Below are 12,893 nucleotides of genomic sequence, written 5' to 3'. Positions count from 1 at the left end.
GCTCAGCCTTCCAGCGGCTTGCCGCTGGCGTCACGCCGTGGCCAGGTTCGCTGCAGGCCGAGTTGGTCGAGCGCCTGGTCGACGTACCGGGGCAGGAACCATTGCTGCAGGTCGATGCCCGAGCGGATCAGTTTCTGTTCCCGGCTGAAGGCGATGGCGTCGCGGTACTGGGAGATGAAGAACTCGTCGATGCGCGGATTGAATACATCCTTGAGCGCCACGCCCGCATATTCGTCGCGCAGTGCCGGGTAGGGCACGCCGGAGCGGGTCCAGATCTGCAGGGCTTCCTCGCGGTTCTCCTCATGGCCCAGCCACTCCGCCGCGCGCACCAGCCCGCGCACCACGCGCTGCGTGGCCTCGGGGTAGCGCTGCGCGAACGATTCCGTCACCGTGATCGCGCCGAAGCCGGCTGCCTTGGGGCCGATGTCGTGCGAGCTGTAGAACACCTTGGCCAGTCCCTTGTCGCGCAGCGACAGCAGCACGCTCGAACCGATCACCGCGTCCACGCTGCCTGCCGTGAGCGCCGCCAGCTGGTCTGCGGTGGCCAGGTCGAGCAGGGTCACGTCCTTGAGGGTCAGGCCGTTTCCCTCCAGGGCCTTCAGGAAGGCCCAGTGGAGCACCGTGCCCTTGGCCACGGCCACCCGCTTGCCCTTGAGGTCCTTGAACGACCTGACCGGCAGGTCGGGCCGGGCCACGCCGAAGATGGTGGTGTAGCCGTACGAGGCCACGATGCGTGTGGGTAGCCCGTTGGCGCGGCCGACGATGTTGGGCAGCGAGCCGTACTGGGCGAAATCCAGCCGCTTGTTGGCGATGGCCTCGTTGATCGCCGGCCCCGTGCCCGTGAAGTACTCGAAGCTCAGCTTGACCGGCGTGCCCTTGAATTCATCGGCGATGAATCCCTTGCCCTGGGCGATCGCCAGCACCGCCAGCCCATAGGGCTTGCCGAATCCCTGTCCGAACCCGCCGAACCGCACCTGCTCCGGCCAGCCCTGCGCCTGCGCGCCCGCCGCCACCAATCCCGACACCACCACCGCCGCCGCATAACGAATGAACCGCATATTCCTATCCTTGTTGAAAATGACGATGCCCCCAGCCGTTGCCAGGGCACAGCGGATCCGGCTCCGCCGGTCCGCCGGTGCCGCCCCCACGGGGCGCGGGCCGCCCCAGGGCGGGCCCCGGCCCCCTGTGGGGGGGGCTGCCGCGTAGCGACTGGGGGCTCACCCGTGCAGGGCGCGCGCAAGCGCGTAGGGGGGCTCTATCAATGCGCGCGAATCAACAGCTCGAAGCTGCTGTCGCGCCGTGCCGTCGCCGTGCGCCCGGCGCCCCAGCCGACCGCGGCACGGTAGCTGCCCATCAAGGGTTGCGCCGCGGCTTCCTCGACCGCCTGCGCGGCGTCGGCCGACGGCGCCACGTACAGCGCGTCCACCGGGCAGTAGAGCTCGCACATGAAGCAGGTCTGGCAATCGGATTGCCGCGCGATGCGCGGCGGGCCGCCGGGAACGAGATCGAAGACGTTCGTGGGGCAGGCGTGCACGCAGATGTTGCAGGCGGTGCAGCGTTCGGCGCTGACGATCTCGATCATGCCGCCACCTTGCCCGTGTAGGCGCCCGGGGTCGCGGGCGTCGAGACGGCCTGCGTGCGCACCCAGACCTCGTCCAATCCGCCGCTGACCAGCCGATGGTGCTGGGCGGGGTCGACGGCCGCGTGCTCGGCGCGGCGGTGCATGCCGCGCGTTTCGGTGCGTCGCAGGGCGCTGCGATACATCCAGCGCGAGGTTGCCAGCATGGCCGCCGCCTCGCGGGCGCGCACCCACTGCGTGCCCGTGCCCGCGGGGCGTCCGTGGCGCACGCGGGCCCATAGTGCATCCAGCCGTCGCAGCGAGTCCTCCAGCAGCGGTCCGCTGCGCGTCCAGTTGCGTTCGGTGGGAAACACCTCGGCCTGCACCGCGCGGATGACCGCGTCCGCGTCCCACGGGGCGGACGGGTTGCCGCCCAGCCCGGCGACGCCGGCGCGATGGACGTTGCGATGGCCGAAGGCGCGCGCCTCGCGGGCGAACCGGGCGGCGCCGGCACCGGCCCAGAAACCCGAGGACATGGCCCATGCGGCGTTGTGGCTGCCTCCGCCGGTGAAGGCTCCGCAGATCAGCTCGCGCGTGGCGGCGTCGCCCGCGGCATACAGCCCGGCCACCGTCGTGGCGCAGTCATCGTCGACCACATGCAGGCCGCCGGTGCCGCGCACCGTGCCTTCCAGGCGCAGCGTGACCGGGAAGTGCTGGGTGAAGGGATCGATGCCCTGCCGGTCGAAGGGGACGAAGAAGTTGGGCTGGGCGGTGCGCATCCAGGCGCGGATGGATGCGTCGGCGCGGTCCAGGCAGGCGTAGACGGGCTGGGTCGCCAGCGTCCTGGCGATGACGCCGCGTCCGCGCGACGAGCCCGCCCCCTCGATGCGTTGTCCATCGCGGTCGTAGAAGGTCGCCCAGTTGTAGAACAGGGACTTGGTGACCGACGCGAAGGCCGGGCCCAGTCCATAGGCGTTGGAGAACTCCATGCCCGACAGCTCGGCCCCGGCTTCGGCTCCGAGCAGGTAGCCGTCGCCGGTCAGGACGTTGCAGCCCAGCGCGCGGCTCAGGAAGGCGCAGCCGCCCGTGGCCAGCACCACCGCGCCGGCGCGGGCCATCCACGTCGAACCCGTCTGGCGGTTGATGCCGAAGGCGCCGCAGACCGTGCCGTGCTCGTCCACCAGCAGCTCCAGCACCGGGCTGTGGTCGAGGATGCGCGCGCCCGCCTGCTTGGCCGCCTTGCGCATCAGCCGCATGTAGTCCGGGCCCTGCAGCGAGGTCCGGTGCAACTGGCCGTGTTCGTCCTGCGGAAAGGGGTAGCCCCATTCCGTCAGTGTCTCGATGTTGTTCCACGTCTGTTCCAGCACGCGGTCCATCCAGGCGTGCTCGGCCAGGAAGCCGCCCATTTCCAGTCGGCTGGCCTTGGCCTTCTCGCGCGCGGCGGTGTCGCGCGGGACGTGCCATACCCCGGTGCCGGAGGGCGCGGTCGCGCCGGAGGTGCCGCAGTATCCCTTGTCCGCCAGCAGCACGCGCGCGCCGCGTGCTGCCGCGCTCACGGCGGCCCACGTGCCGGCCGGGCCGCCTCCTATGATCAGCACATCGGCATCGTGCCGGACCGAGGCTTCGATGCCGGGCAGGGGGTGCAAATCGCGTACCGCCATGTTCGTCTCTCCTGGAACCGGCCGTGGGCCGGAGTGCGGGGGACCGCAGCGGGAGAGGAGCGCCTTCTCCCGCATGCCGGTCGTTCATGTCCAGGGATGCTAGAGATGGAAGGCTGGCCGCCCAACGATTTCTTTCGTGCTTGGTTATCCGTTTATCGCATGTGATGCAGTGCCTGGTCAGCCCTTGGCCAGGAACAGGAACAGCGTGGGCTGCTTGTCCAGGTCGGGCGGCGGCAGGCGCTTCCAGTCCGCGACGCTGTTCGTGCGCACCCATTCGCGATCCGTGGTGAGCGAGCGGGCGACGCACAGCAGGGTCGCCGGCCGCAGCGTGGCCAGCATCGTCGCGAACATGGCGCCGTTGCGATAGGGCGTCTCGATCAGGAGCTGGGTCTGGTTGTGCCGCGCCGAGGTTTGCTCCCACTCCCGCAACTGGCGAGCACGCTCGCCCGCGTCGACCGGCGCGTAGCCGTGGAAGGCGAAGCGTTGGCCGTCCAGGCCGCTGGCCATCAGGCCGAGCAGGATGGAGGAGGGGCCCACCCACGGCTGCACGCGTATGCCCATGGCATGCGCGGCGCGGGCCACGCGCGCGCCGGGGTCGGCCACCGCCGGGCAGCCGGCCTCGGAGACCAGTCCGATTTCGCCGCCCGCCGCGATGGGCTTGAGCCAGGCGGCGATGTCGCGGTCGTCGGTACGGGCATCCAGGGTGTGGATGGTGATTTCCTGGATGGGCCGCACGGTGCCGATGGCCTTCAGGAAAGCGCGCGCGGTCTTGGCATTCTCGGCGATGTAGGTGTCCAGCCGGCCGGCCAGGGCACGGGCCTCGGCGGGCAGCCAGCGCTCGGGCGGCGCGTCGCCCAGCGAGACGGGGACCAGGTGCAGGATGCCGGAGGATTTCATGCCCGGGGCTCCTCGAGCGCGTCCAGCGGGTCCATGCCGAAGCCGGCCAGCAGCCGGGTCAGGGCGATCAGCGGCAGGCCGATCAGGGCGGTGGGGTCGTCGCATTCTATGCGTTCCATGAGCGCGATGCCCAGCGCCTCGGCCTTGGCGCTGCCGGCCGTGTCGTAGGGGCGCTCGGCGTGCAGGTAGGCGCGCAGCGCCCGGTCGGACAGTTCGCGCAACATGCATCGCGTGCTTACGACGGCGGTCGCCGGCCGCCGGCCATCATCCACGGCCACGGCGGTGTGGAAGAAAACCGTGCGGCCGCGCATGGCCTGCAATTGCGCGAGCGCCTGCTCGAAGCCGCCGGGCTTGCCGATGGGGGCCCCGTCCACCGTCGCGACCTGGTCCGAACCGATCACCAGGGCGCCCGGACGGGCCTGGCTCACGGCGCGGGCCTTGGCCAGGGCCAGTCGCAGGGCCAGGTCCTCGGGCGCTTCGCCCGGAACCGGTGTTTCGTCCACGCCGGGCGCGGCTACGGAGAAGGGAAGCCTCAGCCGTTCGAGCAGCTCGCGGCGGTAGGGGGAGGTCGAGGCGAGGATCAGGGACCGCGCCGTGGTTTCGGAGCTTGCCATGGTGGGATAAGTGTTTGACTTGTTTGACTCTTTTCGGGTTTTCACGCTATTATCCAACGTTTTCCCGAGCTTCTTTTCCACCAAGGGAAAAACATGCAAGGCGGCAGGTCGTGAAAGAGTCCAGCGAACCCGGCGCGGTGCGCCACATCGATGCGTTCGAGTTCGTTCGGCTCGGGCGGTCGCTCGAAGGCAGCGCGCCGCTCGCGCGTTTCGTCCGGTTGCTGGACGGCTTGCCCGAGCAGGATCCTTCCGCGGTAGTGCGCTGGTCGGCCCAGGCCGACCGCGGTCCGCTGGGCGAACCCCTGATCCGGCTCGCTGTCGAAACGGTCCTGACCGTGCAGTGCCAGCGTTGCCTGGGGCCGCTGGCGATGCCCATCGAATCCGAGGTCGCGCTGCAGCTGGTCGAAACCGAGGCCGAGCTCGACGACCCGGACTCGTTCGACGAGTCCGACCTGGAAGAGCTCGGTTCGGGGCAGGATTTCGAGAAAGTGCTGGGGTCGCGTCGCTTCGATCTGTTCGAGCAGGTCGAGGACGAGCTGATCCTGAGCGTGCCGTACGTCCCTCGGCACGACGTCTGTCCCGACGGCGGGGGCGGATCCTCGGGCGATGCGCCCGAGAAAAAGCCGTCGCCGTTCGCGGTGCTGGCCGGGCTGAAAGGCTCGACGGGCGATGTCGGCAAATAAGCGACATATTTTGTGTATAGTCGCAGCGAACCGGATTGGGGCCTCGGGCTTCGCGTCCGGCGCGATGCGGACAAGTAAGCGATCGTTGTAAGCGTTTTCGTAGTAGTTTGGGTTTTTGGACGGCGTTTCGGGCAAGCCTGCGCAGACCGCCGTCATCATTCGAGAAAGCAGGTTTTAGAACTCGCGGCGGTCACGCGTAGGCATCTGGCTTACAATGCGCGCCGTTCCTAGGAGTCCAGTCACATGGCCGTTCAGCAAAACAAAAAGTCGCCTTCCAAGCGTGGCATGCACCGCGCCCACGATTTCCTGACCAATCCCCCCGTTGCGGTCGAACCGACCACGGGCGAGACGCACCTGCGTCACCACATCAGCCCCAACGGCATCTATCGCGGTCGCAAAGTCCTCAAGACCAAGAACGACGAGTGATACCGAACGGCCCTGGGCAGTCCCTTGCACTGGGGTCGTTTACTCAGGGGTGGAATGCGGACGCCGCGAGGCCGCAAGGTCGGCGTTCCTCCCCTGGGCACTTGCGGAATGGTTTTTCCGGTCTTGTCTGTCCCGCCGAACCAGGTTTGCCGATGACCGATACAGCTTGCGTCTGTAGCGGTCCGGGCAGCCGCCGCGCGCGCGGGCAGGCGTTTCTGCGTCCATGGCTATGATCCGTATCGCGATCGATTGCATGGGAGGCGATTTCGGCCTGCCCGTGACGATTCCTGCTGCCCTGGCGTTCGCCGACCGCCATCCCGGTGTCGAGCTGCTGCTGGTCGGCCTGGCCGACCAGGTCGAAGCCCGCCTGGCGCAGGCCAAGGCCTCTTCCACCCAGCGGGAGAGGCTGCGCATCGTGCCTGCTACCGAAGTCGTCACCATGGACGACAAGGTCGAGGTCGCGCTGCGCCGCAAGAAAGATTCCTCCATGCGCATCGCCGCCGAACTCGTGCGCGACGGCCAGGCCGACGCCTGCGTCTCGGCGGGCAATACCGGCGCATGGATGGCCATTTCCCGCTATGTGCTCAAGACGCTCGATGGCATCGATCGTCCCGCCATCGCCAAGGCCATACCCAACCAGTCGGGCGGCATGACCGTCATCCTGGACCTGGGCGCCAACGTCGATTGCACGGCCGAGCACCTGCTGCAGTTCGCCATCATGGGTTCGGCGCTGGTTTCCAGCGTCGGCCATCGCGAGCGGCCCACCGTGGGCCTGCTCAACATCGGCGAGGAAGCGATCAAGGGCAACGACGTGGTCAAGCAGGCCGCCGAGCTGCTGCGCGGCAGCGCGCTGAACTTCCACGGCAACGTCGAGGGCAACGATATCTTCAAGGGCACCGTGGACGTGGTTGTCTGCGATGGCTTTGTTGGTAACATCGTGCTCAAGTCTTCCGAGGGCCTGGCCAAGATGCTGGGCGTCTTCATCAAGGAAGAGTTCAAGAGAAACCTGTTCACGCTGTTGATGGGCGCCATCGCCACGCCGGTGCTGAACCGCTTCCGCCAGCGCGTGGATCCGCGCCGCTACAACGGAGCGGCACTGCTGGGGCTGCGCGGCGTCGTCATCAAGAGCCATGGTTCCGCCGACACCTACGCGTTCGAATGGGCCCTGCAGGACGCCTACGACGCGGTCGAAAGCGGCTTGCTCGGCCGGACTGCGCAAACCATCGCGCAGATCACGAGCGTGCCGGCCGGCGGGGCCGAGCATGAGGCCGGCCTCGAGCCGTCCTCGCACGGAGATATTGCATGAGTGCAACAGCGGCGCATCCGTCCAGCAGCCCGGCTCCCGCGGCATGGTCGAGAATCGTCGGTTCGGGCAGTTGCCTGCCCGAGCGCGTGGTCAGCAATGACGAACTGGCGGCCGAACTGGCCCAGCGCGGCGTCGAGACGTCCGACGCCTGGATCGTCGAGCGCACCGGCATCCGCCAGCGCCACATCGCCGAGCGCGGCGTCACGTCCAGCGACCTCGGTACCGAGGCCGCGCGGCGCGCGCTGCAGGATGCCGGGGTCGACGCCGCGGAGCTCGACCTCATCGTCGTCGCCACCTCGACACCCGACTTCGTCTTTCCCAGCACGGCCTGCCTGATCCAGGCCAGGCTCGGCGCCTCGCGCGCCGCCGCCTTCGACGTCCAGGCCGTCTGCACAGGCTTCATCTACGCGCTGACCACCGCCGACAGCTTCGTGCGCGCCGGCCGGGCCCGCAAGGCCCTGGTCATCGGCACCGAGGTCTTTTCGCGCATCCTCGACTGGAACGACCGGTCGACCTGCGTGCTGTTCGGCGACGGTGCCGGCGCCGTGGTGCTCGAGGCCTCGCCCGAGCCGGGCGTGATGGCCGCCAGGCTGCATGCCGACGGCAGCCAGACCAAGATCCTGTGCGCCGCCGGGAACGTGGCCTATGGCGAGGTGACCGGCGATCCCTTCCTGCGGATGGAGGGGCAGGCGGTCTTCAAGCAGGCCGTCACGGTGCTCGACCGCGTGGCGCAGGAAGTGATGGAGGAAGCGGGCGTGCCGCTGTCCGAGCTGGACTGGCTCATTCCCCACCAGGCCAACGTACGCATCATCAACGCCACCGCCAAGCGCCTCGGCATCCCGCTCGAACGCGTGGTGTCCACGGTGGACCTGCACGCCAACACCTCGGCGGCCAGCGTGCCGCTGGCCCTGGACGCCGCCCGCCGCGACGGCCGCGTCAAGCGGGGCGACCTGGTGATGCTGCAGGGCGTGGGCGGCGGATTCACATGGGGCGCCGTGCTGGCGCGCATGTGAGTCCGGTAGGAAAACAGAACAAGCGGGGCTTTACCCATGACTAAAATCGCATTCGTCTTTCCCGGCCAGGGTTCGCAGTCGGTCGGCATGCTCGACGGCTTCGCGGGCAACGCCTCGGTGGCGGACGTCGTGGCCCGTGCCGGCGCCGCCCTGGGCGAGGACCTGGGCGGCCTGATGGCCAACGGCCCGGCCGAACAACTGAACCTGACCACCTACACCCAGCCGGTCATGCTGACCGCCGGCGTGGCTGCCTATGCTGCCTGGCAGGCGGCGGGCGGGCCGGCTCCCGCCGTGGTCGCCGGGCACAGCCTGGGCGAGTACGCGGCGTTGGTCGCCGCCGGCTCGCTGACGCTGGAAGATGCCGTGCGGCTGGTCCGCATCCGTGCCGACGCCATGCAGTCCGCGGTCCCCGTGGGGCAGGGCGGCATGGCGGCCATCCTGGGCCTGACCGACGACCAGGTGCGTGCCGCCTGCGCCGCCGCGGCCCAGGGCGAAGTGGTCGAGCCCGTGAACTTCAATGCGCCGGCGCAGGTCGTGATCGCCGGCAGCAGGGCCGCCGTGGAGCGCGCCTGCGAGGCCGCCAAGCAGGCGGGCGCCAAGCGCGCGCTGCCCTTGCCGGTCTCGGCGCCTTTCCACTCCAGTCTGATGCAGCCGGCCGCCCAGACCCTGGCCAAGGCGCTGGAGGCCATCGACATCCAGTCCCCCCATATCCTGGTGCTCAACAACGTGGACGTGGCCGCGCCGACCGAGCCGGCGGCGATCGCCGACGCGCTGGTCCGCCAGGCCTGGCATCCGGTACGATGGGTGGAAACCATACAACTGATGCAGTCACAGGGGATTACCCACGTCGTCGAGTGTGGCCCGGGCAAGGTGTTGACCGGCCTGACCAAGCGCATCGCCCCCGAACTGACGGCGCTGGCCGTGACGGACCAGGCGTCGCTGCAAGCCGCCCTGGAGGCGGTGGCCTCCAATTAGGGCTCCCCCTAAGCGCTGACGCGCGCCCCCCAGGGGGCGATGCAGGTGGACCGGCGGAGCCGGATCCACCGCATCCTGGCAAGAGCGGGAGAAGGGGCGAGGTTGGATGGATAAGTCCGGGGCGCTGGGGCGCGCCGGGGTGAGATAAGGAAAAATCATGGAATTGCAAGGCAAGGTCGCCCTGGTGACGGGCGCGTCGCGGGGGATAGGCAAGGCGATCGCGGCGGAATTGGCCGCGCGGGGGGCGACGGTGGTCGGGACCGCCACGACCCAGGCCGGCGCCGACACCATCACCGAGGCGCTGAGCGGGTTTCCCGCCAAGGGGCGCGGCGTGGTGTTGCAGGTGAACGACGCCGCGGCGGTGGACGCCCTGGTGGACGAGATCGGCAAGGCCGACGGCGGTCTGCACATTTTGGTCAACAACGCCGGCATCACCCGAGATACACTCGCGATGCGCATGAAGGACGAGGATTGGTCGGCGGTGATCGACACCAATCTGACGGCGGTGTTCCGCCTGTCCCGCGCCGTCATGAGGGGGATGATGAAGGCCAAATGGGGCCGGATCATCAACGTGACCTCGGTGGTGGGGGCCAGCGGCAACGCCGGCCAGGCAAACTACGCCGCCGCCAAGGCCGGGGTGGCCGGAATGACCCGTGCGCTGGCGCGGGAGCTGGGCAGTCGCAACATCACCGTCAACTGCGTGGCGCCGGGTTTCATCGACACCGACATGACCCGCGCCCTGGGGGACGAGCAGACCGGTGCCTTGCTGGGACAGATCCCGCTGGGCCGGCTGGGCCGTCCCGAGGACATCGCCCACAGCGTCGCCTTCCTGGCTTCGCCGGGGGCCGGATATGTAACCGGTGCCACCTTGCACGTCAACGGCGGCATGTACATGAATTGATTTCCGCGTATTGCAACCGCGATATGCATTCGTCCGGCCGGGCCGCTTTAGACAGGCGAGCTTGGCTATAATTCAGTTAGATATAGACCCTTTTGGAGGATCTCCATGGATAGCATCGAACAGCGCGTCAAGAAGATCGTCGCTGAGCAACTCGGCGTCAACGAAGCCGAGATCAAGAACGAATCTTCTTTTGTCGACGACCTCGGTGCCGATTCGCTCGATATGGTGGAACTCGTCATGGCGCTCGAAGACGAGTTCGAGACCGAGATTCCCGACGAGGAAGCCGAGAAGATCACGACCGTGCAGCAAGCCATCGACTACGTTGGCGCGCACATCAAGAAGTAAATCGTTTTCGTGCGATGACGCGGGCGGCTCATCGGCCGCCTTCGTTTTTTAAGTTCGGCGCGGCCATGCGCGACCTTGCCGGAGCCAACGGCGGGAGGGCAGCTGCCGGATTCGCTTTTTCTCCGCGCACTTGAGGAGTAGTCAGTGAAGCGACGCGTCGTCATCACCGGTCTCGGTATCGTTTCCCCTGTGGGCAATGACATCGCCTCCGCATGGGACAACATCGTCAACGGCCGTTCAGGCATAGACCGCATCACCCGCTTCGACCCCACCGATTTCAACTGCCATATCGCCGGTGAAGTCAAAGGATTCGACGCAAGCCAGTTCGTGCCCGCCAAGGAAGTGCGCCAGATGGATACCTTCATCCATTATGGCATCGCGGCCGGCGTGCAGGCCTTGAAGGACAGCGGGCTTGAAATCACCGATGCCAACGCCGAACGCGTCGGCGTCATCGTCGGCTCGGGTATCGGCGGCCTGCCCCGCATCGAGGAAACCGAGGCCGATTACCTGCAGCGCGGCGCGCGCCGCATTTCGCCTTATTTCGTCCCGGCGTCGCTGATCAACCTGATCTCGGGCCAGCTGTCGATACGCTATGGCATGAAGGGACCCAGCTACGCCGTGGTGTCGGCGTGCACCACCGGCCTGCACAGCATCGGTGACGCCGCGCGCCTGATCGAGTACGGCGATGCCGACGTCATGCTGGCCGGCGGCGCCGAGTCCACCGTGTCGCCGCTGGGTATCGGCGGCTTTGCCGCCATGCGGGCGCTGTCCACCCGCAACGACGATCCCAAGACGGCGTCGCGTCCCTGGGACCGCGATCGCGACGGCTTCGTGCTGGGCGAGGGCGCGGGCGTGCTCGTGCTCGAGGAATACGAACATGCCAAGAAGCGCGGCGCGCGCATCTATGGCGAATTCGCCGGCTACGGCATGAGCTCCGACGCCCACCACATCACGGCGCCCGACCGCGAAGGACCTTGCCGCGGCATGGTCAACGCGCTGCGCAACGGCGGGATCAACAAGGAAGAGGTCCACTACGTCAATGCCCACGGCACCTCGACGCCGCTGGGAGACAAGAACGAGACCGAGGCCCTGAAGCTGGCCTTCGGCGACCACGCCAAGCAGATCGTGGTCAGCTCGACCAAGTCCATGACGGGCCACCTGCTGGGCGCCGCCGGCGGCATCGAAGCCGTGTTCACGACGCTGGCCGTCTATAACCAGGTTGCTCCGCCCACCATCAACATCTTCAATCAGGACCCCGAGTGCGATCTGGACTACTGCGCCAACCAGGCGCGGCAGATGAAGATCGACGTCGCGCTGTCGAACTCCTTCGGGTTCGGCGGTACCAACGGCACGATGATCGTGCGCAAGGTCTGATTTGAGCGATATCGGGACGGCACCCTCCGGTCTGTCCATGCTGGCGCATCTGCGGCCTTCGCGCCGCGCCGGCCTGCTGGGGCATTGCATCGCCCTGGCAGCGGGATGGGCCGCGGCCGCCGGGACCTGGTTCGCGCTGGCCGGTTCGCCGTTGGCCTGGGCGGCAGCCCCGGCTGCCGGCCTGGGGCTGGCGCTGGGCGCCATCGTCTGCCAACGCCGGGCGCGCCAGCCGTTTCGGGCGCTTGCCGTCGATGCCGGCGGCAACTGGGCGCTGGCCGACCACCAGGGCTGGCGGCGTTTCCGTCCCCGCCACATCTGGCATTCCCCGCTGGGCTGGCTGACGCTGCAGGGCGACCTCGCGCCGCCGCCCGGACGGCCCCGGGCCCCCGCGCGTGCGACGCTCACCGTGTGGGCCGACAGCCTGGAGGCCAGGGAATGGCGGCAACTGCGCATGGCCGTCGCCTGGACCGAGCAGCGGGGCGAAGGCCTGCTGGTCGCGCCCCAGGCTCGTGATCCCCGCCTGGGGGCCTCGGCATGACGAGCGAGCGCGAGATCGACGCCGAGCTGGTCGCCCGCGTGCAGCGGGGCGACAAGAAGGCGTTCGAACTGCTGATGCTGAAGTACCAGCGCAAGATCCTGCGCCTGCTGTCGCGTTTCATCCGCGATCCCAGCGAAATCGAAGACGTCGCCCAGGAGGCCTTCATCAAGGCCTATCGCGCGCTCCCGCAGTTCCGCGGGGAAAGCGCCTTCTATACCTGGCTCTACCGCATCGCCATCAATACCGCCAAGAACCACCTGGTGGCTTCGGGCAGGCGTCCCAGCTCGCCGTCCGAATACGAGAACGAGGATGGTGAAACTTTCGACGAAACCGACAACCTAAGCGATATCAACACGCCAGAATCCATGATGGCGACCCGCGAAATTGCTGAAACGGTCAATTTGGCGATCGAAGCTCTTCCCGAGGAGCTGCGAACGGCTATCGTGTTGCGCGAGATTGAAGGAATGAGCTATGAGGACATCGCCCAGTCGATGGGATGTCCCATAGGCACCGTGCGATCCCGGATCTTCCGGGCGCGCGAGGCAATTGCGGCCCGATTGCGGCCCCTGCTGGATACCCAGGACGACAAGCGTTGGTAGCCA

15 protein-coding genes are annotated in these 12,893 nt (G+C 68.0%); 10 read left to right on the top strand and 5 right to left on the bottom strand.

What is annotated here, in order from left to right:
• Positions 1-2 precede the first annotated feature (2 nt).
• The 5 genes from R4823_RS16405 to R4823_RS16385 form a co-directional block, all read right to left on the bottom strand.
• Positions 3-1,058 (bottom strand): ABC transporter substrate-binding protein, encoded by a 1,056-nt coding sequence (locus R4823_RS16405; protein WP_338615442.1) that lies wholly within the window; start codon positions 1,056-1,058, stop codon positions 3-5.
• 200 nt (positions 1,059-1,258) lie between these two features.
• Positions 1,259-1,582 carry a ferredoxin family protein gene (locus tag R4823_RS16400; RefSeq protein ID WP_338615440.1) on the bottom strand — a complete coding sequence of 108 codons (324 nt, stop codon included), beginning with the start codon at positions 1,580-1,582 and terminating at the stop codon, positions 1,259-1,261.
• Entirely contained in the window at positions 1,579-3,219 is a 1,641-nt protein-coding gene (locus tag R4823_RS16395) for an FAD-binding protein (RefSeq protein ID WP_338615438.1), read from the bottom strand. Before R4823_RS16395 ends, R4823_RS16400 begins: the two co-directional genes overlap by 4 nt.
• A 177-nt stretch (positions 3,220-3,396) precedes the next feature.
• Entirely contained in the window at positions 3,397-4,116 is a 720-nt protein-coding gene (locus tag R4823_RS16390; protein WP_279815221.1) for an SAM-dependent methyltransferase, read from the bottom strand.
• Complete coding sequence (locus R4823_RS16385) at positions 4,113-4,730, bottom strand: Maf family nucleotide pyrophosphatase (RefSeq protein WP_338615435.1); 618 nt, start codon at positions 4,728-4,730, stop codon at positions 4,113-4,115. The genes R4823_RS16390 and R4823_RS16385 overlap by 4 nt, the downstream gene beginning before the upstream one ends.
• Positions 4,731-4,840: 110 nt before the next feature.
• On the opposite strand from R4823_RS16385, the gene R4823_RS16380 reads away from it, so the two are divergent.
• The 10 genes from R4823_RS16380 (at position 4,841) to rpoE (ending at position 12,890) form a co-directional block, all read left to right on the top strand.
• The gene (locus R4823_RS16380; protein ID WP_087840526.1) at positions 4,841-5,413 is read left to right on the top strand and encodes a DUF177 domain-containing protein; all 573 of its coding nucleotides are present in this window, start codon (positions 4,841-4,843) and stop codon (positions 5,411-5,413) included.
• A 243-nt stretch (positions 5,414-5,656) separates the two neighbouring features.
• Positions 5,657-5,839 carry a 50S ribosomal protein L32 gene (gene rpmF / locus R4823_RS16375; protein ID WP_087840528.1) on the top strand — a complete coding sequence of 61 codons (183 nt, stop codon included), beginning with the start codon at positions 5,657-5,659 and terminating at the stop codon, positions 5,837-5,839.
• Positions 5,840-6,068: 229 nt separating this feature from the next.
• Complete coding sequence (plsX, locus tag R4823_RS16370; RefSeq protein WP_338619188.1) at positions 6,069-7,145, top strand: phosphate acyltransferase PlsX; 1,077 nt, start codon at positions 6,069-6,071, stop codon at positions 7,143-7,145.
• Positions 7,142-8,158, top strand: coding sequence for a beta-ketoacyl-ACP synthase III (locus tag R4823_RS16365; RefSeq protein WP_087840532.1), 1,017 nt, complete (start codon positions 7,142-7,144; stop codon positions 8,156-8,158). The genes plsX and R4823_RS16365 overlap by 4 nt, the downstream gene beginning before the upstream one ends.
• A gap of 36 nt (positions 8,159-8,194) precedes the next feature.
• Positions 8,195-9,133, top strand: a complete 939-nt coding sequence (gene fabD / locus R4823_RS16360) for an ACP S-malonyltransferase (protein WP_338615431.1) — start codon at positions 8,195-8,197, stop codon at positions 9,131-9,133.
• A 157-nt stretch (positions 9,134-9,290) separates the two neighbouring features.
• The gene (gene fabG, locus R4823_RS16355) at positions 9,291-10,034 is read left to right on the top strand and encodes a 3-oxoacyl-ACP reductase FabG (protein WP_087840536.1); all 744 of its coding nucleotides are present in this window, start codon (positions 9,291-9,293) and stop codon (positions 10,032-10,034) included.
• Positions 10,035-10,139: 105 nt separating this feature from the next.
• Positions 10,140-10,379, top strand: a complete 240-nt coding sequence (gene acpP, locus R4823_RS16350) for an acyl carrier protein (protein WP_087779058.1) — start codon at positions 10,140-10,142, stop codon at positions 10,377-10,379.
• 144 nt (positions 10,380-10,523) lie between these two features.
• The gene (fabF, locus tag R4823_RS16345) at positions 10,524-11,753 is read left to right on the top strand and encodes a beta-ketoacyl-ACP synthase II (RefSeq protein ID WP_087840538.1); all 1,230 of its coding nucleotides are present in this window, start codon (positions 10,524-10,526) and stop codon (positions 11,751-11,753) included.
• 37 nt (positions 11,754-11,790) lie between these two features.
• Positions 11,791-12,291 (top strand): protein YgfX, encoded by a 501-nt coding sequence (locus R4823_RS16340; protein ID WP_087840540.1) that lies wholly within the window; start codon positions 11,791-11,793, stop codon positions 12,289-12,291.
• Positions 12,288-12,890, top strand: coding sequence for an RNA polymerase sigma factor RpoE (rpoE, locus tag R4823_RS16335; RefSeq protein ID WP_087840542.1), 603 nt, complete (start codon positions 12,288-12,290; stop codon positions 12,888-12,890). The genes R4823_RS16340 and rpoE overlap by 4 nt, the downstream gene beginning before the upstream one ends.
• Positions 12,891-12,893: the final 3 nt, after the last annotated feature.

The organism is Pigmentiphaga sp. CHJ604 (assembly GCF_036972535.1).
Lineage (GTDB): Bacteria > Pseudomonadota > Gammaproteobacteria > Burkholderiales > Burkholderiaceae_B > Pigmentiphaga > Pigmentiphaga daeguensis.
This window is presented reverse-complemented; position numbering and strand designations above follow the sequence as displayed.